Source organism: Brevundimonas sp. AVps4 (genome assembly GCF_058681525.1).
The window spans coordinates 1,347,439-1,372,500 of record NZ_CM178741.1 but is presented as its reverse complement, the minus strand read 5'-3'; the positions used below and the strand labels follow the sequence as shown (position 1 = coordinate 1,372,500).

The following is a 25,062-nucleotide window of genomic DNA, read 5'->3' as shown; positions in this document are numbered from 1 at the left end:
CATCCGGCTCATGACGACCGACAAACTTTCGCGCGGCTGGGTGAAGATGACCTTGGCGGTCATATAGTCCTGAACGGGTCGGGCGAGGGCGTTTGGGCCGTCGGCCGCCACGGCCTTGACCACATCCCGTTCCGAAAAGACGCCCACGACGGCGTCTCCGTTCTGGACCACCAGAGCGCCTACGCGTTTGGCGTCCAGCGCCTGACACGCCCGGGCCACCGTCACATCGGCGGTAATGGAATAGACGGCGTTTCCCTTGGTCTTGAGGATCTCGGCGACGAACATCGCGGCTCCTTCTCTCTGTTTGGAGACGACCGCAGGGCCGGGATGGCGACAGGGCCGCTCGGACCGATGATCGCTCAGGGACGCCGGGGAATCAAATGGTCGAATCGGCGCCGCCTGAGCGTCCCGCGTGCGACGTCGTTCCGAAAGCGCGTCCCAGGGGTCCGATCGCCAGCAGCCCAGCCAAGAAGCCGAAGGCATGGGCCTCCCAGGCGATTCGCGCACCGTCGGCGCCGGGGGCATAGCCGATCAGGCCGGTCACGGCGTTTACCGCCATCCAGGCGATGGAAACCGTGATCACACGCCGGTCGAACAGGCTGAGGACTCTGCCGCCCCTCCCGCCCTGTGGCGCTCCCATCAGCCGTGTCGCCCCGCCGATCAGCCCAAAGACGGCGCCCGACGCTCCCACCATCGGATCGGAAGATCCCCAATGCACCAGCCCGTAGCCCAAGGCCGCGATGACGCCGCACCCTATATAGAAGAGCAGAAAGACGCTCGATCCGAAGCGTTCGCCAAAAAGCCGCGCGACCGGCGCGCCGAAGGCCAGGGCGCCGACCGCATTCATCAGGGCATGGGCCCATCCACCGTGCAGCAGCATGGCGGTGAACAGCCCGCCCCAACGGCCGTTCTGCAGGTCGATCGGCGCAAAGGCCATGCTGGCGCCCATGTCGGGCAACTGGCGCTGAAAGAAGAACAGCACCGGCATGGACAGGGCGACCACGACCACCGACAGAGGCGCGTTGAATACAGCCTCTGATTTGGGCGGATCTGAAAGCGGGGGGCCGTCGAATCGGTCGTCAGGTTCGGACATGGTTTTCAATGGGTGACGATTTCGCCGATCTCAAGCGGTTCTTAATAACCTTAACCCAGTTTAGCGGGTGGATCGTGGTTCGGTCCCTTGGTTCGTCGACGCGCAAGGAGTCCCCCCATGCCGGTCCAGAGGCTGATCGCCCCCCTGACGATGGCGCTGGCGGCCGTCCTGGCGGTCCCGGCGCTGGCGGTCGCCCAGACGACGGGCTCAGCCGGCGCAGCGCGCTTTCAACAAGGCTATGGGGCGGCGCGAAGCGCCACCCAGGCTGCAGCGACCGGCTCGACACGCGACGCCAACGGCAACCGCATCATCGTCAACGGCCTGATCCAATCCGGCGCCTCCTCCTATTCCAGCCAGTCGGGCGGGGTGGCCTCGGCCTATGCCGGCGCCGGCGCCTCGAGCAGCGGGGGCGCGACCATCGGCGGCTCGACCGCCATCGGCAATCAGCTGAATGTGGTGGTTCAGGGCAGCCACAACACCGTCATCGTCAATTCGAAACAGACCAACAACGGCGACGTCACCGCCGGCACGGCTCTGAACGGAAGCCTCACCCTGCCATGAGCCGACCTGTCTTCATTCGCACCGGCGCTGCGTCGATTGCGGCCGCCCTGCTGCTGGCCGGCTGCGTCAGTCAGGTCGCAGGGCCGTCGGGCCAGTATGCGACGCCGATCGGCAATGCGCCGGTCACCGCCAACCCAACCCCCTATTCGACCGCCCTCTACTGCCTGGCCGACTACGCCCGCCGCTATAATCTGCCCTCGCCGCGCATGGCCGTGGGGCGGATCAGCGACTATACGGGCACCGTCTCCTCCGACGGCGGGCGCCAGATCACCGGCGGCGCCTCGCTGATGGCCAACTCGGCCCTCGCCAAGGCCGGCGCGCGGATCGTCGAACGTTACGACACCTCGGTGTCGGAGCTTGAGCTGCGCTACGCCAACAACAAGCTGATCGGCGACGCCACGCCCGAAGCCCAGGGGCCGGAAGACACCCAGTACCGCCGCATCCTGGCCGGCCAGGTGCCGGGCTCGGACTTCTACATCGTCGGCGGCATCACCGAGGTAAACTACAACATCCGCTCGGGCGGATTCGACGCCGGCCAGGGCGAGGTCGACTCGGCGCGGCCGGGTTCGGCCCTGCTGACCGGGCGGGTCTATGTGATGAACATCGCCATGGACCTGCGGCTGGTGCAGACCACCACGCTCGAGGTCGTGGACGTGGTCTCCTATCAAAAGCAAATCATCGGCCGCGAGATCTCGGCGGGCGTGTTCGACTTCCTGAACGGCAATGTCTTCGACATCTCGGCCGGGTCCGGCGGGATGGAGCCGGTGCAGCTGGCCGTCCGCGCCCTGGTCGAACGGGCCACGGTCGAGTTCATGGCCAATCTTTACGGCGCCCCCGGCCCCGAAATCTGCCTCAACGCCGCCAACGACCCGCTCGGCGATTCCACCGTCGGTCCGACCGGCGGCTATTATCCGGCCTATCCCACCACGGAGACGAACAATGGCCAGACCCGCGCCGATCCGTCTCGCTGGCATGATCGCCGCGACGGCGACGTTCGCCGCTCTCGCTACTGAGACGAGGGCCCAGCAAGCGCCGGTCTGCGACGCCCAGACCGGCTCCACCTGCACCAGCACCCAGACGATGACCGGCGAGGTCACCGGCGCGGTGAATCTGGACGTCGCCGTGGGCCAACTTCAGGTGACCAATGACGTTGCGGGCAATCTTCTGGTCGGAGGCGTCGATCAGGCGGCCGCCGACCTGACCGCGCGTCAGACCATGACGGGTCCGTCCGTCTCGGCCCGCACCGCGGTACAGGCGCCGACCGCCCATATCGAAGACGGCGCCGCCGTCGCCACCACGGCGGCGGCAAATCGGATTGCGCTCAGCGGATCGTCCGCCTCGATCACCGGCGCCCTAGACCAGTCGGCCCAAACCCCCGTCCTGGCCGAGACCGTCGCCGATGTTCAATACATCCCCGCTCCCGCCGACTTTTCCGCCCATGCGGCGGCCAACCTGGTCCAGGTTTCGACGGACGGGGCCTCCCACCAGGATCTGACAGTGCGCCAGACTAACGCCCCCTCGACCATCGAGGCCCGCACCGACGTCTATGTCGACAACGCCTGGAATCTGGCCGCCCGGGCCGGCGCCGGGGGCAACCGGATCGTCCTGTCGAACGCCGGCGGCTCTCTGGTCGCGACGAGTGACCAGACCAACCAGGGCCGTGTCCGCGCAGCGGCCCGCGCCCAGACCAATCTGCAGGGCCAGACCACCGTCGCCGCCCGCGCAGTGGCCAACGAGACCGTCGCCGGCAACCAGGACATCTATCTGGAGCTGGACAACACCCAGCTGAACACCGGCGGGGTCGAGGCGACCGCGACCTATACGGGCGTCAGCGGCTATGACGCCTATGTCGGCGCCGAGGCCGTGGGCAACAGCGTGACCGGTTCCGTCTGCTCGCAATGCGGCGGCGAGGTTTATGTGACCAACAGCCAGACCAACGACGCCAATGTCACGGCCACGACCACCGCCACCATCGGGTCCGGCCGCGCCGCCGTGGTCGGCGCCACCGCCGTCGGCAACAGCGCCACCTTCTATGTCAGCCGGCCGGGCGGCTGAGGGAGTAAGGTCCGCCGAGAGACGCAGCCGCCGCGATATCTCGCCCAGCGCGCCCCTTTTGCCGAAAGGCCCCGCCGTGAACGACGGGGCCCTCCTTAATATCTATCAGCGGCCAAGCTTAGTGGGGCCGGGCGCCGCCGCTGGCGGAAACGCCGGCCGAGACGGCTGCGCCGTTGCGGTCCGCGGACGCCGATCCGTTGACGCCGGCGTTGGCGGAGGCGCGGTGCGTGGGGGTTTGGGTTTGACCCGAACCCGATGAGGAGCCGCTGACCGAACCGCCTCTGCTGGACAGGGCGCTATTCACCAGACCCGACCCCTGGGCCTGGCCTTCGCCTTCAATGGAGCCCGCAGCGTTGGCGGCGCCGTTGACGGTTCCGTTCAACGCACCCTGGGCCTGGCCTTGGGCGGCGGCAGCGGTAGAAGCGACGCGGTTTCCAGCCGTGACGGCTGCGTCCTCGGCCCGAGCGCGCGTGCGCTCGGCGGCTGCGGCGGCGCGGGCCTGGGCCTGCTGAGCGCGACGTTCCGCGCGGGTCAGGGTCTGATCGGTGGTCGAGGTGACGCCGTCACGGATGCGCGAACCGTCCACCGCACCGGATACGCTGCCGGCCAGGGAACCGGAGCCGCCGATCTGGCCGCCCATCATGCTCCCGACCTGGCCTCCGAGCCCGCCGGTCAAACCACCGGTCAAGCCGCCGGAACCGCCCAGAACCTGGGCTTGCGATGCACCGGCCAGAGCCAGGCCAAAAGCGACGGTCGCGGTCATCAGGGTCTTCTTCATGGTCAATCTCCTGCATGTCTCGGGCATCTCGCCCTCACAGGATCCAACGACCGGCCGTCGAGGTTTCATCCCGACCGCTCGAATTTTTACCGAGCCAGCCGCCCGGGCGCGCCCATGGTCTGTGGCGAAACGCGCGAAGCGACGCCGACCAGTCCTTGGCCATAAATCGGGTCGCGGCCCCGCGCGCCCAGATCCTCGGCGCTACGTCCCAACGCGGCCTGGCCCTGGCGCGCCAGAAGTCCAGCCACGATCGGCGCGGCGAAGGAAGTTCCCCGCACGCTGGTCCACCCACCGCCCGGAGCCGCAGCGGCCATATCGGCGCCGGGCGCGGCGAAGGCCACCTGAGGGCCGCGCGCGGCCTCCGGCAGAACCTGGTTGCGGGCGTTCACGGCGGTCACGCCGACCACCCCGTCGTAGGCGGCGGGATAGAGGGCCGGGGCGGCCGGGCCGTCGTTGCCGACAGCGGCCACCACGGTCAGGCCACGGGCTTGGGCCCGCTGAATCGCGCGTTCGACTAGAGCGTTGCGCGGGCCGACCAGGCTGATGTTCACTACCGACACTCTTTGCTCGACCATCCATGCCAGAGCCTGGGCCAGGGCGGTCGATGAGCCGTTCGCCGCTTGTCCACCATAGATGTCTGCGACGCGCAGATCGGCGCCCGGCGCGCCGCCGGCGAATGGGCCGGCGCGGCCGACCATCAGGGAGGCGACCGCCAACCCATGGGCGCCCATACGCGGAGGGCCGGCGAAACCTCGCTGCACGATCTGCGCCCCGGCCAGGGCGGGATGGGTGGCCTCGACGCCCGTGTCGATCAAGCCGAGCGTGGGGCCTGTCTCTCTACGACCGTTGGAGGATAGATCCACCAGTCCGGTCTCCGCCGACGGCACGGCGCCGGCGAGGTCATGGACATGATTGAAGGTGATCTCCGCCTGCGGGTCCAGTCGCTTCAGTTGCGCGACGGCCCGCGCCAAGGCCAGACCCCGCGGCGGGGCCAGAATGACACTGGACAGGTCCAAAGCGTCCAGCCGCTCCTCCCGCAGCAGCGTAAACCCCGCCCTCATCGCCTGGTCGCGGGCGGCGGGCGACAGGTCCAGGGCCACGATCTCGCCGCGCACCACAGGCCAGCCCTGAGGGTCGGCCTCCAGCGCCCCATTGGACCGCCGCACCAGTTGCGCCAGACGCGACGGCGCCCTCAAGGCGTCCTCGACCGCCTGGCGGCCCATGCGATCAATGTCATCCAGACCCGGTAGTCCCTCCGTCAAACGGTCAGGCAGGCGATCCGGCAGACCCTGCCCCGATCCCGGAAGGCTGGGAACGGGCAGCGATCCGATCTGTGCCCGTGCCGGCGTGCCCGCAGCCAGCGACACCAGCAGCAGCGCCGCCAGGCCGGCCCAGGCGGAGGTCCATGTCCATCTCATCGTCGGCTCCTTCGACCGCCCACGCCAGTTCGCCCTTGCCTCACGCTGCGTTCCGTTCTCGATATGCCATGGATGAAACGCTTGGGCTCATTCGTTTCATCCGCATGGAAAAGGACGACACGTGGACGATTTTCAGAGGGGGCTGGTGGAGCTTCTGCCGCGCCTGCGCCGATTCGCCCGCGTCCTCCGCTCCCACGACGCAGACGCTCAGGATCTGGTGCAGCAGACGGTGGAGCGCGCCCTGGCGTCGCGGCGCGGCTTTAAGCCCGGCACTCGGCTGGACAGTTGGACCTTCACCATCATGAGACGGATCGCCATAGACGACGGTCGCGCACGCCAGCGCTGGGGCCGGGTCCTGACGCCCGAGGACGAGGCCACGGCCCGTGTGCCCGACGCCGCCCAGGCGGACGAAGGTCTGCGCGCCGACGCCCGGCTGGTGCGCGACGCCATCCACGCCCTGCCCGAGGATCAGAAACATGCGGTCGCCCTCGTCCTGGTCGAGGGCCTGTCCTACGCCGAGGCAGCCCAGGTTCTGGGCGTGCCCGCCGGCACCCTGACCAGCCGTCTGGTGCGCGGCCGTCAGACCTTGATGCAGACGTTGGCCGAGCAGGGAGTGACGGGATGAACATCGACGATGAAACCCTGATGCGTTGGACCGACGGCGAACTGGCGCCCGATGCGGTCGCACGGCTGGAAGCGGCGGCCCGGACCGACTCCGCCCTGGCCGAACGGATGGCGACGGCGCGACGGTTGCGCGCGGCGACGCAGGCGGCCTTTCTGGTCCAGGTCGATCCCCGCGACCGTGATCTGTCGCGCCTGATCGCCAATGGCGGCCACGTCCGCGCAGCGCCGTTGGCGGGTTTGAAAGCCTGGTTGTCCCAAGCCCTCGCGCCGCGCCAGGCGCCGATCTGGGGCGGGCTGGCTGCGGCGGCCTTCGTCGCCGGGGTGCTGATCGGGCCGGGCCTGAACAGCGGCTCCGGCATCCGTGTCGCCGAGGACGGCGTCCTTGCCGACAGGGATCTGGTCAAGGTCTTGGATCGCCGCCTCGCGTCAGAGGGGGCGGACAACGCCGGTCGGGCCGTCGGTCTGACCTTCCAGGACGGCGAGGGCCGCTGGTGCCGCACGTTCCAGGCTCGAGACGACGGGCTGGCGGGCCTGGCCTGTCGCCGGTCGGACGGCTGGACCGTCCAGGCCCTGGCGCCCCTGTCGAGTCCAACCGGCGAAGTCCGCACGGCCTCGTCCGACACCCCAGCCGCCGTCCTTAGCGCGGTCGATGCCCTGATCGCCGGTCCCTCCGCCGACGCCGTCACTGAGGCGCGCGCCCGCGACGAAGGCTGGCGCTAGTCCGCGAACGGATTCCCTCTTCAAATTCACCGCTTGCAAAGCGCCTTCGACCCCGGAGGGGCGTCGGGCGGTGCAAAAGGTCGCCTTGCCCTCGCCCCCACGCTCCCCTACTGCGGACAAAAGCCGCTCCGTCGGGGGTTGCGGCGTTGGGAGTGAGTTCATGCGTTCTGCGCGTCGTCTGCTGCTGCTGGCAGCCTCCGGGTTGGCTCTGTCTGCGGGGGCCTTCAGTGTTCCCGCCCTGGCTCTGGCGGCTTCCCCCGCCGCCGTTCAGGTGGAAGGACAGGTCGCGCCGTCCGATCCTTGGGCCCAGTCCGCCAGCGACGTTCCGGCCGATCCGGCGGTGCGCTACGGCCTGTTGCCCAACGGCATGCGCTACGCCCTGATGCACAACGCCACCCCGCCCGGTCAGGCCTCGTTCCGGCTGCGGATCGACGCGGGCTCGCTGATGGAGCGGGACGACCAGAAGGGCCTGGCCCACTTCATGGAACATATGGCCTTCAACGGGACCAAGGACATCCCCGAGAATGAGATGCTGCGGATCCTGGAGCGGCTGGGCCTGGCCTTCGGGGCCGACACCAACGCCTTCACCAGCTTCGACCAGACCGCCTATATGCTGGAGCTGCCCAACACCCAGGACGAGACGGTCGATACGTCGCTGCGGGTGATGCGGCAGATGATGGGCGACGCCCTGATGGCGCCGGAGTCCATCGACGCCGAGCGCGGGGTGATCGAGGGCGAGGAACGCAGCCGCAACAGCCCGCAGATGCGGGTGCTGAAGACCCAGCTGGCCCTGCTGGCGCCGGGCCAGCGCCTGTCGCAACGCCTGCCGATCGGCGACCTGGAGGTGATCCGCACCGCGCCGCGCGAGCGCTTCGTGGACTTCTATGACGCCTATTACCGCCCGTCGCGGGCGACCTTCATCGCCGTGGGCGACTTCGACCTGGACGCCATGGAGACCAAGGTGCGCGGCGCCTTCGCCGACTGGACGCCCAAGGCGGCGGACGGGCCCGAGCCCGACCTGGGCCAGGTGCAGCCGCGCCAGCCCCAGACCAGCATCATTGTGGAGCCGGGCGTGCAGTCGTCGATCCAAATCAACTGGATCAAGGCGCCGGACCTGGACCCCGACAGCTTCAACGAGCGGGCCGAGGACATTCGCCGCAGCCTGGGCTTAGCCGTGCTGAACCGACGGCTGGGCGAGATGGCGCGGGCCGACAATCCGCCCTTCCTCGGCGCCGGCGCCGGCTATCAGTCGCTGTTCGACAGCCTGGACGCCGGCGTCCTGTCGGTCAGCTTCACCCCGGGCCAGTGGAAGCGCGCCCTGGAGACCGTCGAACAGGAGGCGCGCCGCCTGACCCAATACGGGGTGACCGCGCCTGAACTTCAGCGCGAGATCACCGAATACCGCACCTCGCTTCAGAACGCCGTCGCCACCGCAGCGACCCGCTCCACCCCCGCCCTGGCCGGCGCCCTGCTGAACGCCGTCAACAGCGACACGGTCTTCACCGCGCCCCAGCAGAGCCTGGATCAGTTCGAACGGATTGTCGCCGACCTGACGCCTGAACAGGTAGACGCCGCCGTCCGCCCGGTATTCGAAGGCCAGGGGCCGCTGGTGCTCTTCACCAGCCCGGTCCCGGTCGAGGGCGGCGAGGCGGCCGTCACGGCCGCCCTGGAGGCGTCGCGTCAGGTTCCTGTGGCGGCTCCGGCCGATCAGGCGGCCCTGGAATGGCCCTACGCCGACTTCGGCGCGGCGGCGACCCCGTCGTCGCGCACCGAGGTGTCGGACCTGGGGGCCGTGCTGGTGCGCTTCCCCAACGGCACGCTGCTGAACATCAAGAAGACCGACTTCCGCGACGATCAGATTCTGATCAGGGCCAAGACCGGCATCGGCTCCCTGGGGCTGCCGACAGACCGCTTCTCGCCCTTGTCCCTGGCCGATACGGTGCTGAACGCCGGCGGCCTGGGCAAGCTGACGGTGGATGAGGCGGATCGGGTCCTGGCGGGTCATGTGATCAACACCTCGGTCAGCCAGGGCGAAGACGGCTATGTCTTCAGCGGCTCGACCCGGCCTGAAGATCTGGCGCTGGAGCTTCAGGTGCTGACCGCCTTCCTGACCGATCCGGGCCTGCGTCCCGCCCCGCTGCAACGCGCCCAGACGGCCTATCCCCAAACTCTGGAGCAACTGACGGCCACGCCCGGCGGCGCCTTTGCGGTGAAGGGCGGCGCGATCCTGGCCGGGGGCGACAAGCGCGCCGCCACGCCGACGGTCGAAGAGTTCCAGTCGGTGCGGATCGAGCCGCTGCGCGAGCAGATCAAGACCGCCCTGGCCTCCGGCCCGGTCGAGATCACCGTCGTCGGCGATGTGGACGTGGATGCTGTGATCGCGGCCGTGGGCTCGACCTTCGGCGCCCTGCCCGCCCGCGGCGCGGCGCCGACGCCGCCGGCCGGTTCGGCCGAACGGCGCTTCCCTGCGCCCACGGCGACCCCGGTCCGGCTGACCCACACCGGCCAGGCTGAACAGGCTCTGGGCGTGGTGGCCTGGCCGACGACTGACCAGATCGGCGACCGCACCACCTCGCGTCAGCTGTCCCTGCTGTCGGCCGTGCTGCAGCTGCGGCTCAACGAAGACATCCGCGAGAAGCAGGGTCTGGCCTATTCGCCCAACGCCGGCTCCAGCACCTCCGACGTCTTCCCCGGCTACGGCTATATGGTCGTGGCGGCCGAGACGGCGCCGGAGTCCCTGCCGAAACTGTTCACCGCAGTGGACGCCATCGCCGCCGATCTGCGCGACAATCCGATCGGCGAGGACGAACTGAACCGCGCCCGCCGCCCGGCGCTGGAGCGTCTGCGCCGCAGCATGGCCGACAACGGCTATTGGCTGACCCAGTTGTCCGAGGCCCAGTCGGACCCCGCCTCGCTGGACCAGACCCGCAACAATATCGCGGTACTGGAAGCCGTCACAGCGGCCGACCTGCAACGGCTGGCGCAGCATTATCTGAAGCCGGACACGGCCTGGCGCGCCGAGGTCGTCTCGGACAAGCTGGCCCAGTAAGAAAAACGGCCCCGGTTCGAAAGAGCCGGGGCCGAACCCTTTTCAGGGCAGTTTTCAGGATCATCGACGGAGACGTCGACGCCCCCATATCTCGCACGCGGCGCCTGAGCCGAGGCTGAACGGGGCGTGTCAGCTCCGGTTCAGAAGACCCGGCCGCCGACGCCGCCGTCCAGGGTGATGGCGCCGGTGACGACCGTCGCGCTCTGCACCTCTTCGCGGTATTCGGTGTATTCTTCCTCGCGATACATCGTCAGGATCTTCACCCCGGCGCCGTAGCGACGCAGGAGGGAACGCTCGTTGCAGTCGCGCTCGGGCTTTTCGGGGCGGCATTCCAGCCGACCTTCGCCGCCGAACCACAGGGCCTCGTGCTTGTTGCAGGTCAGGGTCGTGCCGTGGTCGAATTTGATCTCACCCTCATAGTCGGCGATCGTCGCCTGGAGCCAGGTGCCCGCCAGGCAACGGTAGATTTCGCCCTCATAGCCGTCGGCGATCTCGCGGTCAGGCTTCACCTGAGAGGCGGGATGCGGCACCTGGCGATCGTCGATACAGACGGCCTGGATCACCACGCGCTTCATCATTCTCCGATAGGCGGTGAAGGGCGTCCGCACCGTCTGGGCCAGCCCCTCGACGGCCAGGCCCTGAATGGTGGTCGGATAGGGTTGGTCCACGGTCACATAAGCCGCACCGCCGCCCCCCCCGTAGCCATAGCCGCCCGCGAACCCGCCGGCTCGCGCGTTGATATAGGCCCGCGCGCCAGCGTTTGCGTTGGCGCCGGCGTTGGCGGACGCACCGGCGTTCACATTGACGTTCACATTGACATTGGTGTTGGACGACCAGTGGCCCCCGCCCCCGCCGCAGGAACCGCCGTCTCCGCAAGAGGGCGGGGGCGGGGGCGGCGGCGGCTCGCAGCAGGGCGGCGGCGGCGGCTCGCAGGCCGGTTGGCCGCAGCTCTGGGCGGCAGCCGCGCCGGCGACGCCCAGCATGGCCGCGCCGGCCGCCAGACCCAGCATCCAATTCCTGATCCGCTGCCGCATCGGCGGGACTCCCGAACGAATTCTCATCTCGCCCGAACAGACTTCCGGACGATCCAAACTTAACCAAGACGGCAAAAGCCTTTCGTTTCCGTTGAGACGCGGCGGTGTTCGGGATGGCGCAATGCCGCATCCGTCTGCTAGACCGCCTCCACAATGACCGTCCGCGTCCTCATTCGCCTGATTTCGATTAGCCGCCCGGCGTAGCGCCTCTGGGCCCTTGGCCCCGTGCACGCCGGGAACGACCGCCCTCAGCAGCGCGATAGGGCGAACGAAGACAGCGAACGCTCACCCCACGACGCCGAGACGACCCATGGCCGACGCCACCGACACCACCGACACCCCCTCCGGCCGCGACTATCGCGACACCGTCTTCCTGCCCGAAACGCCCTTCCCCATGCGGGGCGGCCTGCCGCAGAAGGAGCCGGCGATCCTGGAGCAGTGGGGCGACCTGTACGGCGCCCTGCGCGCCGAGCGGCAGAAGCAGAACGCGCCCCTGTTCGTCCTGCACGACGGCCCGCCCTACGCCAACGGCGACATCCACATCGGCCATGCGCTGAACAAGACGCTGAAGGATTTCGTGGTCCGCAGCCGTTTCCTGCTGGGCTATGACGTCGACTACGTCCCCGGCTGGGACTGCCACGGCCTGCCGATCGAGTGGAAGATCGAGGAACAGTTCCGCGCCAAGGGCCGCCGCAAGGACGAGGTGTCCAAGGACGAGTTCCGCGCCGCCTGCCGCGACTACGCCGGCAAATACATCGACCTGCAGAAGGAGCAGTTCCTGCGCCTGGGCGCCGTCGGCGACTTCGCCAACCGCTACGCCACCATGGACTTCAAGTCGGAAGCGGCTATCGTCGCCGAGTTCCACAAGTTCAAGAACTCGGGCCAGCTGTATCGCGGATCCAAGCCCGTCATGTGGTCGCCGGTCGAGCGCACGGCGCTTGCCGACGCCGAGATCGAGTACCACGACCATGTGTCGCCGACGATCTGGGTCAAGTTCCCGGTCACGGGCGCATCCGACGACCACCCCGACGATCTGCTGTCCTTCCGCAGCGGCACGCCCTCGGTCGTGATCTGGACCACCACCCCCTGGACCATCCCCGCCAACCGCGCGATCAGCTACGGCCCTGAGATCGCCTATGGTCTGTATGAGGTCACGGCCATGGAAGAGGGTCTGGAGTTCGCGCCCTGGGCCAAGCCGGGCGATCGTCTGATCGTCGCCGACAAGCTGGCCGAGCATGTGTTCAAGGCGGCCAAGATCGCCGCCTGGACCCGTGTCTACGACATCAATCCGTCGGGCCTGGAATGCGCCCACCCCCTCGCGGCGCTCGACAGCGGTTACGGCTTCTCCGTGCCCCTGCTGGCCGGCGACCACGTCACCGACGACGCCGGTACGGGCTTCGTCCACACGGCGCCCGGCCACGGCGCCGACGACTTCGAGGTGTGGAGGGCCCACGGTCATCACGAGGTGCCGGACACGGTCGATCCGGACGGCGCCTATTACCCCCACGTCCCTCTGTTCGCCGGGCTGAAGGTTCTGGAGACCGAGGGCAAGAAGACCGGCAAGTTCGGTCCCGCCAACGGGGCGGTGATGGAGAAGCTGATCGAGGCCGGCAATCTCCTCGCGCGCGGGCGGCTGGAGCATTCCTATCCGCACTCCTGGCGGTCCAAGGCGCCGATCATCTTCCGCAATACGCCCCAGTGGTTCATCCGCATGGACCAGCCCTTGAAGAGCGGCGACACCCTGCGCGAAACGGCGTTGAACGCCATCGACGACACCGCCTTCCATCCGGCGGCGGGCAAGAACCGCATCCGGTCGATGGTCGAGGGGCGTCCCGACTGGCTGGTCAGCCGCCAGCGCGCCTGGGGCACGCCGCTCGCCATGTTCATCGACAAACAGACCGGCCAGCCCCTGCATGATCCCGAGGTCGACGCCCGCATCGTCGCGGCCGTGGCCGAACACGGCGCCGACATCTGGTTCACCGCGCCGGACAGCGACTTCCTGGGCGCTCACGACCCGGCCCGCTACGAAAAGGTCGAGGACATTCTGGACGTCTGGTTCGACTCCGGTTCGACCCACGCCTTCACCCTGGATCCGCGCCTGCCCGAGCACGGCTATACGGGCGACCGCCCGGCGCATTGGCCGGCCGACCTCTATCTGGAAGGGTCGGACCAGCACCGCGGCTGGTTCCAGTCGTCGCTGCTGGAAGGTTGCGGCACCCGTGGCCGCGCCCCGTTCAAGGCGGTCCTGACCCACGGCTTCACCCTCGACGAGAAGGGGGAGAAGATGTCCAAGTCCAAGGGCAATACGACCGATCCCCTGACCATCATCAAGGAGAGCGGCGCCGACATCCTGCGTCTGTGGGTGGCCCTGGTCGACTATTCGGAAGACCAGCGGATCGGCAAACAGATCCTGCAGACCACGGTCGACGCCTATCGCAAGCTGAGGAACACGGTCCGCTATCTGCTGGGCGCCCTGGCCGACTTCGACGCGGCCGAGCGAATGACCGACTACGACCAGTTTCCGCCGCTGGAGAAGTTCATCCTGCACCGCCTGCGGGAGCTGGACGCCCATGTGCGCCAGGCCTATGCCGAATACCGGTTCCAGGACGTGGTGCGGCCGGTGCTGGAGTTCTGCTCCAACGACCTGTCGGCCCTGTATTTCGACATCCGCAAGGACAGCCTGTACTGCGACCGCCCCGACGCCCTGCGCCGTCGCGCGGCCCGCACGGTGATGGACGAGGTGTTCGCCCGCCTGACCGCTTGGCTCTCGCCGCTGACGCCCTTCACGATGGAAGAGGCCTGGACCACGCGCTTCCCGGAGGCGGGGGGCAACTGCCTGCGGGTGATGCCTGAGACCCCGGCGGCGTGGGAGAATGCGGCCGAGGCGGCTCGGTGGGCGAAGATCAACACCGTCCTGGAAGTCGTCAACGAATCCCTGGAGGCCGCCCGTCGCGACAAGCGGATCGGCGGAGCGCTGGACGCCTGGCCCACCGTAACGGCCCCGGCCGGGACCTTCGCCCCGTTCGACGGCCTGGACGCGGCCGAGATTTTCCGCACCTCTGGCGCGGAACTGGTCGAAGGCGAGGCCCTGGCCGTGACCGTGAACCTGGCCGACTATCCCAAATGCGCCCGCTCCTGGCGGCGCGTCCCCGACGTCGGCTCCGACCCCGACTACCCCGACCTGTCGGCGCGCGACGCCGATGCGGTCCGGTACTGGGACCAGACGCGACGCTGACTTCAAGACCCTCCCCCGCCTGCGGGGGAGGTGGGCCGGCGTCCGCGCAGCGGACCAGGCTCGGAGGGGGAGGTGTCGCCTGAAGGAAGACCTCCCCCGTCGTCGAGCGTATTGCTGCGCGCCTCGACCTGCTGCTTCCCCCGCAAGCGGGGAAGGTCTGAACGCGACACTGCGTCATCTTGAAAAAGCGGCCTGCGGCCACCAACTGCGACGTCTCCGAACAGCGCGCCCTTCCCCTTCGCAGGAGCCCCGATGACGCATGCCGACAGCCTGATTCTCACCCTGGTCGGAGGCTTCGTCCTCGCCTTCGTGTTCGGCATGTTGGCCAATCGTCTGAAACTGTCGCCTCTGGTCGGCTATCTGGTCGCGGGGATCGTCGTCGGTCCCTATACGGCGGGGTTCGTCGCCGATCTGGAACTGGCGCCCCAGTTGGCCGAGATCGGCGTGATCCTGCTGATGTTCGGCGTCGGTCTGCATTTTTCGCCCAAGGATTTGATGCAGGTGCGCAAGGTCGCCGTGCCCGGCGCCCTGGTCCAGATCGCCGCCGCCACCGCCCTGGGCTGGGCCCTGGGCCGGACCTTATTGGGCCTCGGCGACGTCGAGGCCCTGCTGATGGGCTTCTCCCTTTCGGTCGCCTCCACCGTCGTTCTGCTGCGGGCGCTGGAAGAGCGCAAACAGGTCAAGGGCGAAATCGGGCGGATCGCCGTCGGCTGGCTGATCGTCGAGGACATGGTGATCGTCATCGCCCTGGTCATGCTGCCGATGATCCTCGTCCCGGCCGGAACCCAGGCCGACCTGGGCGCCCTGGGCATGAACATCGGCTGGACCCTGTTGAAGGTGGGCCTGTTCGTCGCCGGCATGCTGGTGGTCGGCGGGCGTCTGATCCCCTGGCTCCTGGTGCGGATCGCCCATACCCGGTCGCGCGAACTCTTCACCCTGGGCGTCCTGGCGATCGCTCTGGGCATCGCCTGGCTGGCCTATTATCTATTCCATTCGTTCGCCCTCGGCGCCTTCCTTGCCGGGCTGGTCATGAACGCCTCTCCCCTTGGGCATAATGCGGCCGAACGGTCCCTGCCCCTGCGGGACGCCTTCGCCGTCCTGTTCTTCGTCTCGGTGGGCATGCTGTTTGACCCGATGATCCTGGTGCGCGATCCGCTGGCGGTTCTGGGCGTCCTGGCCATCGTCATCGTCGGCAAGTCGCTGGCGGCCCTGGTCATCACCCACGGCTTCAAGCTGGATCGCTCGACCGGCCTGACAGTCGCGGCCTCCCTGGCCCAGATCGGCGAATTCTCCTTCATCCTGGCGGCCCTGGGCGTCTATCTGGGGGCCATGAGCCGAGAGACCCACGATCTGATCCTGGCGGCGGCCCTGCTGTCGATCTCGCTGAACCCCTTCGTCTTCCTGCTGACGGATCGGATGGGAGGGCGGCCCCGCCCGCCCGTCGCCGGCTCGCCCGAGGCCAAACAGGCGGCGATCGACCACGCGGCGGAAAAGGCCGCATCGAATCCGGCCACCGCCTGAGCCGACGCCTCTTGGCGGGCGCTCGGGATCGTCGTTAACTGCGGCCATGGACGAGACCCTTTCAGCCCAGGCGGTGCTTCACTACGGCGACGGGGAGTTCGCAGTGCTGAAGCCCGGCCGTTTCGTGCGCTGCGCCGTGACGGAGAAGCCCATTCCCCTGGAGGTGCTGCGGTACTGGAGCCCCAGCCGGCAGGAAGCCTATTTCGGCCCGGCCGAGTTCATCGCCCGGATGCAGCCTGAATGATCGGCCGCCGGCCGCTGCTGCTGGGCCTGGCCTCTGCGGTTGCGACGCCCCGCGGCCTGGGCGCCGCCGCGCGCGGCGAGACGCCGTCCGCCCTGCCCCTGGCGATGAACGGCGCCTGGCGACAAGGCGGCTACGCCCTGGGTCGCACGGCGCCGCGCGCCCTGATCTTCGTGGATGGCGAGGCCCTGAGCACCGCCTCCGCCGACGGCCTGTTCATCGTGGGCTTTGACCGAGACGCCGCCGCAGAGGTGGACATCGAAGCCCGCGACGGCGCGCAAACCACCCGACGCCGCATCGCCGTGGCCCCCTATGACTTCCCCTCGACACGGATCGACGGCCTGCCGCCGGCCACGGTCGAGCCCAGCGATCCGGCCCTGCTGGAGCGCATTCGCCAGGAGGTCCTGGTCAAGACCGAGGCCTTCGCCAGCCGGGCTGATACGGACGACTTCCGCGACGGCTTCGTCTGGCCGCTGGAGACCTATCGCGTCTCCAGCGCCTGGGGCGCCCAGCGCGTTTTGAACGGCACGCCCGCGCGGCCCCATTACGGCGTCGATCTGGCCGCGCCGATCGGAACCGTCATCCGGGCGCCGGCCGACGGCCGCGTGATCTTCACCCGGCCCGACATGCATTTCGAGGGCGGTCTGACCCTGATCGATCATGGTCAGGGGCTGATCAGCGCCTATCTTCACCAGTCGCAGATCGACGTCGCGGCCGGTCAGACCGTTCGTCGCGGCGATCCGATGGGGCGGGTCGGCATGAGCGGCCGCGCGACCGGCCCGCACCTGTGCTGGCGCTTGAAATGGCGCGACCGCAACCTGGACCCCTCGCTTCTGATCGGCGCCCGGCCGCCCGAGCGCCTGGCCTGATTCGCGGCCGCTTGCCTGCCTAAGGGAAATCCCTTATATTGCGCCTTCGTGCTAGGCGGGGGGCCGAATGCCGCATCTTCAATCGCTGAATGTGCTGCTGGTCGATGACAATCAGCACATGCGCACCATCGCAGCGGCCGTCCTGCATTCCGCCGACATCCACCGGGTGTATGAGGCCGGCGACGGGGCGGAAGCCTTCGAGGTTTTGCGCCGTCAGCCCATCGACCTGGCTCTGGTCGATTACAACATGTTCCCGATGGACGGGGTCGAGTTCACCCGGCGGGTCCGGAACCGCCCCGACAGCGCCAACATCTATCTGCCCATCATCATGATGAGCGGCCATGCCGAGAAGCACCGCGTCTACGCCGCCCGCGACGCCGGGGTCACCGAGTTTCTGGTCAAGCCGATCACGGCCAAGGCCATTCTGGACCGGATCAACGCCGTCATCTTCCGACCCCGTCCGTTCGTGAAGACCGCCACCTATTTCGGACCCTGCCGCCGTCGCCGCGAGGCCGACGACTACTGCGGCCCGTTCCGCCGTTCCGCCGACGGGGCGGCCGCTTCCAACGCGGCGTAAACCCGGTCGGGCCACCGTTTGTGGACCCAGAACCAGTCTTCGGGAACTTCGCGCACCCGGTCTTCGACGAAGCGGTTGGCGGCCTGGATTCCGGCCAGGACGGCGGCGGCCTTGTCTTCGGTTTCACGCACTGTGATCGGCTCATGGGCGGTCACGCGAAAGCGCGCCCCAGGCAGCCGCACCACCGACAGCGGCTGCATCACGGTTCCGAACTTCAGGGCCAGCCGCGCCGCGCCCGGCGAGGCGTTGACGGGCTGACCGAAAAACTCGACCTCCGGCCCCTGATTGTATTTCTGGTCGACCAGCAGGGCGATGGAATCGCCCCGCTTCATCCCGGCCATCAGATCGCGCGTCCCGTCCCCCTTGGGCGCGAACAGCCGGATGCCGTAACGCTCTCGGCTCTTGCGGATCTGGGCGTCGACATAGGGATTGTTGGCGGCGCGATAGGTGACTTGGCACGGCACGCCCGAGGCCATGATGACCGCCGCCATGACTTCGAAATTGGCCAGATGGCCCGAGATCAGGACTGCGGGGCGCCCGCTGTCGCGCAGGGCGTGCAGCCGCTCCATCCCCACCACCTCGACCCGCCCTCCGGCCGGGGTCAGCTGATCCATCACCGCCAGTTCGGCGAAGGTGCGGCCCGTGCGGTCCCACTGTTCGCGCGCCAGGGCCTCGCGACGATCCGGCGGCATCTCGGGAAAGGCGATGCGCAGATTTCGCATCACCGTCTTCTGCGTGCCGGTCAGCGGCCCCAGGGTCCTCAGCAACCAGCCCCCCAGGGCCGAGGCCCGCTCGACCCCCAAAAGGCGCAGGAAGGCGAACAGGGCTTGAAAGCCAACGGCCTCCAGGCGCCAGATGACGTCCTGCTTCCAATCTGTGGCGCGACCGCCCCTTGGGCCGTCTGCGCGCGTGTCTTCACCAGGCAATCGTCAATCCGCCGTCCACCACCAGGGTCTGTCCGGTCACATAGGCCGAAGCAGGGCTGCACAGATAGACCGCTGTGCCCGCGATTTCATCGGGCTGGCCGATCCTTTTCAGCGGCGCCGGTTCGGTGACGGTTTTCAGCAGCTCCGGATTCTCCCACAGATATTTGGCGAAGTCGGTCTGGACCAGGCCCGGCGCGATGCAGTTGACGCGCACATTGGACGGCCCCCACTCCACGGCGAGATTGCGCACCAGCTGCATGTCGGCCGCCTTGGAGATGTTGTAGGCGCCGATCAGGGCGTTGCCGCGCAAGCCCCCGATCGAGGAGATCACCAGGATGGCGCCGTCCTCGCGCTCCACCATCTGTGGGGCGACCATCTGGATCAGCCAATGGTTGGAGATGACGTTGTTCTGAAGGATCTTTTCGAACTGCTCGTCGGCGATCCCGGCCATCGGCCCGGCGTAGGGGTTGGTCGCGGCGTTGCAGACCAGGATGTCGATTCGGCCGAAGGCGGCGTTGGTTTCATCGACCAGCCGTTGCAGGTCTTCCTTGGAGGCGATGTTGGCCGGAACCGCGATGGCGCGGCCGTCTCCGTACTTTGCGTTGATCTCGGCGGCGACCTCATCGCAGGGCCCGGCCTTGCGCGAGGATATGACGACCCGGGCGCCGTGTTCGGCCAGACGCTCGGCTATGGCCTTGCCGATGCCGCGCGATGAGCCGGTGATGATGGCGACCTTGCCGGTGAGATCGAACAGTTCCATTGCGTTTCCCTTGAGTTTCGCCGGGTTATTTGCACCCCGGCTCTAGCCGAACGCCATTGATAGCCTGATACTCAGGCGATTCCATCCGGGAGTGGCCACCGCCAGCCGATGCGCAACCTGACCACGGGCTTTCTCTACTTCGCCTATCTGTTCCTCGGCATGACCGTGGGGGCCTTCCTGTGGCGTGCGGGTTTGGGCGCCGGCGCAGGCGTGGCGGGGGCGATCGGGGCGCTGGGCCTGTTGGGCGCCTTCCACGGCATCGTCACCGGCATGGCGGCGCGCCGCGCTCTGAAGAAGGAAATCGACCAGGTGCGCGAGGCGCATCGGCTGCTGGCCGATGCGATGGAATCGACGCAGGGCGCCCTGACCGAACTGGCCCAGGCCATTGAAAGCGGCGCCCTGTCGGACACCGACGCCCTGACCGGCGAGGTTCGGATGCTGGAGACCCTGGTCCAGCAGATGAGCGACAGCATCGACCAGCGTCTGGCCAGCGCGCCCAGTCTGGGCGTCGAGACCTTCGAAGGCCGCCGCCAGGCCCAGTCCAACGTTCTGCTGCGGACCATCCACGAGGCGCTGAGCCAGGGGCGGGTCGATCTGTATCTTCAGCCCGTCGTCTCCCTGCCGCAACGCCGCACCCTCTTCTATGAGAGCTTCACCCGCCTGCGCGACGCCAGCGACCGGGTGATGATGCCGGCGGAGTATCTGTCCCTGGCGGAGGGCGAAGGCCTGGTGCCGGCGATCGACAATCTGCTGCTGTTCCGCTGCGCCCAGATCGTGCGCCGGCTGTCGCGCCAGGACCGTAAGGTTGGGGTCTTCTGCAACGTCGCCCTGACCTCCTTGGGCGATGAGACCTTCTTCCCGCGCTTCCTGGACTTCCTGAACGAGAACCGCGACCTGAACCAGGCCCTGATCTTCGAACTGGGCCAGGCGACCTTCGACGCGCGCGGCGCGGTCGAGGCTCGCAACATGGCCAAGCTGGCGGACCTGGGCTTCCGCTTTTCGCTGGACAAGGTCCAGACCCTGGACCTGGACTTCGCCGATCTGCAGCGTTCGGACGTGAAGTTCATCAAGGTGGCGGCCGATCTGCTGATCGAGCAGCTGCTGGACCTGGACGGCGGCGCGCCCTTGCGCTCCATGCCCGACATTCAGGCGGCGGATTTCGCCGCCTTGACCCGCCGCTACGGCGTCGAGGTGATCGCTGAAAAGGTCGAGGCGGAACGTCAGGTCGTCGATATCCTCGAACTGGACGTCGCCATGGGCCAGGGCCATCTGTTCGGCGAGCCCCGCGCCATCAAGGAACAGGTGCTGGCCGAGACCGATCCTCCGGCCGAATTCCTGCGCTCTACCCTGCGCACGGCGGAGCAGCGGCGCCGGTTCAGCTGATCGCCCCATATCTGTCTGCTCCCCATGACATGGGGAGCAGCCACTTTCGTCAGCCCGTCGGAGCAGCTACTCAGCGCCCATGACCCTCCCCCACGCCCTGCCCCATCTCCAAGCCGTCGCTGGCGACTACGACATCCTGCTGTGCGACGTCTGGGGGGTGATCCACAATGGACGAGAGAGCTGGGCGGGTCCGTGCGAGGCCCTGACCCGGTTCAACGCCCAGGGCGGCCATGTGGTGCTGATCTCCAACTCGCCGCGCCCGGCCTCGGATGTCGTCGCCCAGTTGGACGGGCTGGGCGTGCCGCGTGAGGCGTGGAAGGCCTTCGTCACCTCGGGCGACGCGACCCGCGCCGAACTGGCCAAGCGCGCCCCCGGCCCGGCGTGGATCGTCGGGCCCGAACGCGACGCTCCCCTGTACGCCGGTCTGAACCTGGCTCGGACCGACAGCGCCGAGTACGCCGCCTTCATCTCCGTCACCGGGCCGGTCGATGACACGGTCGAGACGCCGGAGGACTATCGTGAACGACTGGCTGTCGGCGCGGCGCGGGATCTGGAGCTGATCTGCGCCAATCCGGATCGGGTGGTCCAGCGCGGCGATCAGCTGATCTATTGCGGCGGGGCCTTGGCCGACCTCTATGAGGCTTTGGGCGGCCGGGTCGTCATGGCCGGAAAGCCTTTCGGCCCCATCTACGACCTGGCCTTGAGAGAGGCGGAACGTCTGCTGGGACGGCCCGTGGACCGGTCGCGCGTCCTGTGCATCGGCGACGGGGTCGTGACCGACGTCATGGGGGCCAATGCGCAAGGCCTGGACTGCCTGTTCATCGCGCAAGGGATCCACGGCGACCAGGCCAGGGGCGAGAACGGAAGCCTCGATCCCGCCCGCGCCGGCGAACTTCTGAAGGCTGAAACAACATATGCGCGCTACGCCGCGCTCGAACTGGCCTGGTAAGGCTCGCCATTTTGTCGCACCGCCGCTAAAGCCTGATCCATGGTCGAATTGGTTCAGCAACATCCGTCCGGCGGCTACATCCTGGACGAGCTTCACATCGGCATGGCGGCCGAAAAAATCGTCGTGGCGACGGAGGACCGGATTCGGCTGTTCGCCGAGGCGTCCGACGATTTCAACCCCGTGCATCTGGACGAGGCCTTCGCCTCCAAGACCGCCTACCGCGGTCGCATCGCCCACGGCCTGCTCAGCGCCTCCTTCGGCTCGGCCGTGGTCGGCACCATCCTGCCGGGGGCGGGGTCGATCTACATCTCCCAGACCCTGGCCTTCCATCAGCCGGTGCGGATCGACGATGTGGTCCGTATCCGGATCACCGTGATCGAGATCGAGTCCGAGAGCGCACGGGTCAAGCTGAGCTGCGAAGGCTTCGTCGGCGAGACGATGATCATGGACGGGATCGCCGTGGTTCGCGTTCCGCGCCGGCGCAAACCGTCCCAGCGCTGATGCGGAGTACGCGTATTTGGCGCGACTGGCGCGACCTGCCGGACGCCCTGAGGGGCGCGGCGGTCGCGGTCGGCGCCTTCGACGGCGTGCATCGCGGGCACCAGGCGGTCATTGCAGGGGCCAGGGCCGCCGCCGAACGGCTGGGCGCCCCGCTGGGCGTGGTCAGTTTCGATCCCCATCCGCGCCGCTGGTTCCAGCCCGAGGCCGCGCCCTTTCGCCTGATGACCGCCGACCAAATGGCGCGGGCTCTGGCGCCCCTGGGGGTCGACATCCTTTATCTGCTGCCGTTCGACGGCGAGATGGCGGGCATGAGCGACGCCGACTTCGCCGAACAGGTGTTGGCCCAGGGTCTGGGCGTGCGACACGCCGCCGTCGGCTTCGACTTCACCTTCGGCAAGGGGCGGTCCGGCTCGCCCGAGGCGCTGCGGGCCTATGGCGAGCGGCTGGGCTTCACGGTCTCGGTGGCCGAACGCCTGGACGACGCCGACGGGCTGAAACTGTCGTCCAGCGCCGTGCGCGAGGCCCTGAAGGCCGGGGACATGGACCGGGCCGCCGCCATACTGGGCCGCCCCTTCGCCATCCAGGGCGAGGTGATCCACGGCGACAAGCGCGGCCGCACCATCGGCGTGCCGACCGCCAATATTGCTCTGGGCGACTATATGCGGCCGGCCTACGGCGTCTATGCGACGCGCAGCCGTCTGGCCGATGGTCGGGTGGTGGACGGCGTCGCCAGCCTGGGCCTGCGGCCCATGTATGCGCTGGAGAGCCCGCTGCTGGAGGTCTGGCTGTTCGACTTCGACGGCGACCTGTACGGCCAGATCATCGAGACGGAACTGGTCGCCTGGCTGCGCGGCGAGGAAAGCTTCGACGGGTTGGAGGCCTTGAAGGCCCAGATCGACGCCGATGCGGCGGCGGCGCGGACAGTCCTGGCTTCCTGATCGCCGCCCAATCGACCCGGTCAGAGCGGGCGCAACTCCGCCGCAAATCGCTTCCAGTTCTGGACATAGTGTTCGGCCGACATCTGCAACACGGCGATCTGGTCGGGATCGCGTTCGCGCACCACCTTGCCCGGCTGGCCCACCACCAGGCTGTTGTCGGGGATGATCTTGCCCTCGGTCAGCAGGGCGTTGGCGCCGATGATGCAGTTGCGGCCGATCTTCACCCCGTTCAGCACCACTGCCCCAATCCCGATCAGGCTGTAATCACCGATCTCGCAGCCGTGCAGCATGGCCTGGTGGCCGACGGTGACGCCCCGGCCCAGGGTCAGGGGCGAGCCCATGTCGGTGTGCAGCACGCTGCCGTCCTGAATGTTGCTGTCGGGTCCCACGCTGATCGGCTCATTGTCGCCACGCAGCACCGCCCCGAACCAGACGCTGGCGTTGGCGTGCAGAATCACGTTTCCAATCACGGATGCGTTCGGCGCCACCCAGTATTCGCCCTGCGGCGGAAACTGAGGTTTGCTGTCGCCTAATGCGTAAATGGTCATCAGAATGCCGCCTAATCTTCGAAAATTGAGGGCTTTAACAGATTTCTAACCACGATAGCATCTAACTGTTGATGCGATTCGAGGGTCGCCATTTCGGCCCCGGATCCGAAGCCGGATCAAGCCCGATCCGGTCAATTGTCGGGGCTTTCGCTTGGCGCGTTGGGATCCTGGTTCGGTTGTTCGGGAACGGGTTCAGCCCGTTTTGGACGGCCCGGCCGTTGATCCCGGTGGTCGCCGCAGCGCAGGCCGCGACCCCTTCCTCCCCAAGACCAGCCAAGGCGGAACCCGTGTGGGTCCGCCTTTTTTCATGCCCTGGAGGCGTCCATGACCAAGCGTGCGGCAATGAAGCGTCAGTCCCGTGAAAACGGACTCCTGGATTCGCGAGAGTTCATGGAGGAATCAAAGGTGCGGCGCCTGCACGCCCCCCACAACGAACGGTCAGGCTGGTCGCCCTATCCCAACAATGACGACCGGGACCAAGGCTATCTGAAGACGCTGAAGCCTAAGTCGGACGGCCAGCACGAACTGATGGCGGCCATCGACGCGCACAATCTGGTCATGGCCCTGGGACCGGCAGGGACCGGCAAGACCTATCTCGCCGTCGCCAAGGCGGTCGAGGCGCTTGAGGCCGGCAAGGTCGGCCGCATCGTCCTGAGCCGCCCCGCCGTCGAGGCCGGCGAATCGATCGGCTTCCTGCCGGGCGACATGGAGGACAAGCTGGCCCCCTATCTGCGCCCGCTCTACGACGCCCTGTCGGACCGGCTGTCGATGAAACGGGTCAAGGCCCTGATGGCCGAGGGCCTGATCGAAATCGCCCCCATCGGCTATATGCGCGGCCGCACCCTGAACAACGCCTTCATCGTCGTCGATGAGGCCCAGAACTGCACCTATGTGCAGCTGAAGATGCTGCTGACGCGCCTCGGCTGGCATTCGACCATGGTGGTCACGGGCGACCCCCACCAGTCGGACCTGCTGCCCGGCGTGTCCGGCTTGGCGGATATTTCCGCCAGGCTGGAGGCGGTCGACAACATCGCCGTGGTGCGTCTGGCCGAACGCGACATCGTCCGCCACCCGCTGGTGGCCTCGATGATCGGGGTGCTCTGAACGCCCTGCGGGTCTGAGTAGAGGGAGGGCCGGCGTCCCAGTGCGCCGGCCCTCTCTTTTTGCGCGCCCGTCGCCCCATCCGCAGAAGGGCCCTGAAACGACATGTGAACTGGGGGTGTCATAACCACGTTCGATCATGGCCGTTTCGTGTTGTGAACGCTCTCAATCCATGCTTACC

24 protein-coding genes (1 of these 24 only partly in view) are annotated in these 25,062 nt (G+C 67.9%); 16 read left to right on the top strand and 8 right to left on the bottom strand.

Going from position 1 to position 25,062, the window contains the following annotated elements:
* Both ACW178_RS06745 and ACW178_RS06740 read right to left on the bottom strand, forming a co-directional pair.
* Positions 1–285, bottom strand: the 5' portion of a protein-coding gene (locus ACW178_RS06745; RefSeq protein WP_183216983.1) for a CBS domain-containing protein. The gene continues 144 nt to the left of window position 1, outside the view; only the first 285 of its 429 coding nucleotides appear in the window; its start codon is at positions 283–285; its stop codon lies off the left edge, out of view.
* 91 nt (positions 286–376) lie between these two features.
* Positions 377–1,093: a rhomboid family intramembrane serine protease gene (locus ACW178_RS06740; RefSeq protein WP_492025000.1), complete on the bottom strand. Its 717-nt coding sequence runs from the start codon at positions 1,091–1,093 to the stop codon at positions 377–379.
* 117 nt (positions 1,094–1,210) lie between these two features.
* On the opposite strand from ACW178_RS06740, the gene hfaA reads away from it, so the two are divergent.
* Genes hfaA through hfaD form a run of 3 tightly spaced genes read left to right on the top strand, consistent with a single transcriptional unit; the run spans position 1,211 to position 3,709 of the window.
* Positions 1,211–1,654, top strand: a complete 444-nt coding sequence (gene hfaA, locus ACW178_RS06735; RefSeq protein ID WP_492024999.1) for a holdfast anchoring protein HfaA — start codon at positions 1,211–1,213, stop codon at positions 1,652–1,654.
* Complete coding sequence (hfaB, locus tag ACW178_RS06730) at positions 1,651–2,667, top strand: holdfast anchoring protein HfaB (protein ID WP_287106363.1); 1,017 nt, start codon at positions 1,651–1,653, stop codon at positions 2,665–2,667. Before hfaA ends, hfaB begins: the two co-directional genes overlap by 4 nt.
* Positions 2,594–3,709, top strand: a complete 1,116-nt coding sequence (hfaD, locus tag ACW178_RS06725; RefSeq protein ID WP_287106365.1) for a holdfast anchor protein HfaD — start codon at positions 2,594–2,596, stop codon at positions 3,707–3,709. The genes hfaB and hfaD overlap by 74 nt, the downstream gene beginning before the upstream one ends.
* A gap of 118 nt (positions 3,710–3,827) precedes the next feature.
* On the opposite strand, the gene ACW178_RS06720 is transcribed toward hfaD, so the two are convergent.
* Both ACW178_RS06720 and ACW178_RS06715 read right to left on the bottom strand, forming a co-directional pair.
* A complete protein-coding gene (locus tag ACW178_RS06720; protein WP_054765005.1) occupies positions 3,828–4,487 on the bottom strand; it encodes a hypothetical protein in 660 nt (219 codons plus the stop codon).
* Between the two features lie 86 nt (positions 4,488–4,573).
* The gene (locus tag ACW178_RS06715) at positions 4,574–5,905 is read right to left on the bottom strand and encodes a S8 family serine peptidase (protein ID WP_054765004.1); all 1,332 of its coding nucleotides are present in this window, start codon (positions 5,903–5,905) and stop codon (positions 4,574–4,576) included.
* A 121-nt stretch (positions 5,906–6,026) separates the two neighbouring features.
* On the opposite strand from ACW178_RS06715, the gene ACW178_RS06710 reads away from it, so the two are divergent.
* From ACW178_RS06710 to ACW178_RS06700, 3 genes are all read left to right on the top strand, one after another.
* A complete protein-coding gene (locus tag ACW178_RS06710; RefSeq protein WP_287105987.1) occupies positions 6,027–6,530 on the top strand; it encodes an RNA polymerase sigma factor in 504 nt (167 codons plus the stop codon).
* Complete coding sequence (locus ACW178_RS06705; RefSeq protein WP_182715110.1) at positions 6,527–7,249, top strand: anti-sigma factor family protein; 723 nt, start codon at positions 6,527–6,529, stop codon at positions 7,247–7,249. The genes ACW178_RS06710 and ACW178_RS06705 overlap by 4 nt, the downstream gene beginning before the upstream one ends.
* Before the next feature lie 160 nt (positions 7,250–7,409).
* Complete coding sequence (locus ACW178_RS06700; protein ID WP_492024998.1) at positions 7,410–10,298, top strand: M16 family metallopeptidase; 2,889 nt, start codon at positions 7,410–7,412, stop codon at positions 10,296–10,298.
* Positions 10,299–10,438: 140 nt separating this feature from the next.
* Here ACW178_RS06700 and ACW178_RS06695 read toward each other — a convergent pair whose 3' ends face one another.
* The gene (locus tag ACW178_RS06695; protein ID WP_183216969.1) at positions 10,439–11,332 is read right to left on the bottom strand and encodes a hypothetical protein; all 894 of its coding nucleotides are present in this window, start codon (positions 11,330–11,332) and stop codon (positions 10,439–10,441) included.
* A gap of 310 nt (positions 11,333–11,642) precedes the next feature.
* On the opposite strand from ACW178_RS06695, the gene ileS reads away from it, so the two are divergent.
* From ileS to ACW178_RS06670, 5 genes are all read left to right on the top strand, one after another.
* The gene (gene ileS / locus ACW178_RS06690) at positions 11,643–14,567 is read left to right on the top strand and encodes an isoleucine--tRNA ligase (RefSeq protein ID WP_492024997.1); all 2,925 of its coding nucleotides are present in this window, start codon (positions 11,643–11,645) and stop codon (positions 14,565–14,567) included.
* Positions 14,568–14,819: 252 nt separating this feature from the next.
* Positions 14,820–16,088, top strand: coding sequence for a cation:proton antiporter domain-containing protein (locus ACW178_RS06685; RefSeq protein WP_152949705.1), 1,269 nt, complete (start codon positions 14,820–14,822; stop codon positions 16,086–16,088).
* A gap of 46 nt (positions 16,089–16,134) precedes the next feature.
* A complete protein-coding gene (locus tag ACW178_RS06680; RefSeq protein ID WP_054764998.1) occupies positions 16,135–16,332 on the top strand; it encodes a DUF2093 domain-containing protein in 198 nt (65 codons plus the stop codon).
* Positions 16,329–17,198 carry a M23 family metallopeptidase gene (locus ACW178_RS06675; RefSeq protein WP_287105515.1) on the top strand — a complete coding sequence of 290 codons (870 nt, stop codon included), beginning with the start codon at positions 16,329–16,331 and terminating at the stop codon, positions 17,196–17,198. The genes ACW178_RS06680 and ACW178_RS06675 overlap by 4 nt, the downstream gene beginning before the upstream one ends.
* Positions 17,199–17,265: 67 nt before the next feature.
* Positions 17,266–17,775 (top strand): response regulator, encoded by a 510-nt coding sequence (locus tag ACW178_RS06670; protein ID WP_054764996.1) that lies wholly within the window; start codon positions 17,266–17,268, stop codon positions 17,773–17,775.
* On the opposite strand, the gene ACW178_RS06665 is transcribed toward ACW178_RS06670, so the two are convergent.
* Together ACW178_RS06665 and ACW178_RS06660 are read right to left on the bottom strand one after the other, a co-directional pair.
* Complete coding sequence (locus ACW178_RS06665) at positions 17,718–18,701, bottom strand: lysophospholipid acyltransferase family protein (protein WP_054764995.1); 984 nt, start codon at positions 18,699–18,701, stop codon at positions 17,718–17,720. The two genes, ACW178_RS06670 and ACW178_RS06665, sit on opposite strands and share 58 nt — an antisense overlap.
* A complete protein-coding gene (locus ACW178_RS06660) occupies positions 18,691–19,461 on the bottom strand; it encodes an SDR family NAD(P)-dependent oxidoreductase (RefSeq protein ID WP_152949702.1) in 771 nt (256 codons plus the stop codon). Before ACW178_RS06660 ends, ACW178_RS06665 begins: the two co-directional genes overlap by 11 nt.
* Positions 19,462–19,569: 108 nt before the next feature.
* Here ACW178_RS06660 and tipF point away from each other — a divergent pair, with 108 nt between their 5' ends.
* The 4 genes from tipF to ACW178_RS06640 all read left to right on the top strand — a co-directional run bounded on the left by tipF (position 19,570) and on the right by ACW178_RS06640 (position 23,232).
* A complete protein-coding gene (gene tipF, locus ACW178_RS06655) occupies positions 19,570–20,844 on the top strand; it encodes a flagella assembly cyclic-di-GMP phosphodiesterase TipF (protein ID WP_287105518.1) in 1,275 nt (424 codons plus the stop codon).
* Positions 20,845–20,923: 79 nt separating this feature from the next.
* On the top strand, positions 20,924–21,793 hold the full coding sequence (locus ACW178_RS06650; protein WP_287105520.1) for a TIGR01459 family HAD-type hydrolase: 870 nt from the start codon (positions 20,924–20,926) through the stop codon (positions 21,791–21,793).
* A gap of 39 nt (positions 21,794–21,832) precedes the next feature.
* Positions 21,833–22,294, top strand: coding sequence for a MaoC family dehydratase (locus ACW178_RS06645; protein WP_054764991.1), 462 nt, complete (start codon positions 21,833–21,835; stop codon positions 22,292–22,294).
* Positions 22,294–23,232, top strand: a complete 939-nt coding sequence (locus ACW178_RS06640; RefSeq protein WP_287105523.1) for a bifunctional riboflavin kinase/FAD synthetase — start codon at positions 22,294–22,296, stop codon at positions 23,230–23,232. The genes ACW178_RS06645 and ACW178_RS06640 overlap by 1 nt, the downstream gene beginning before the upstream one ends.
* A gap of 20 nt (positions 23,233–23,252) precedes the next feature.
* On the opposite strand, the gene ACW178_RS06635 is transcribed toward ACW178_RS06640, so the two are convergent.
* Positions 23,253–23,780, bottom strand: a complete 528-nt coding sequence (locus ACW178_RS06635; protein ID WP_054764989.1) for a gamma carbonic anhydrase family protein — start codon at positions 23,778–23,780, stop codon at positions 23,253–23,255.
* Between the two features lie 312 nt (positions 23,781–24,092).
* Here ACW178_RS06635 and ACW178_RS06630 point away from each other — a divergent pair, with 312 nt between their 5' ends.
* A complete protein-coding gene (locus ACW178_RS06630; RefSeq protein ID WP_152949696.1) occupies positions 24,093–24,884 on the top strand; it encodes a PhoH family protein in 792 nt (263 codons plus the stop codon).
* Positions 24,885–25,062 lie beyond the last annotated feature (178 nt).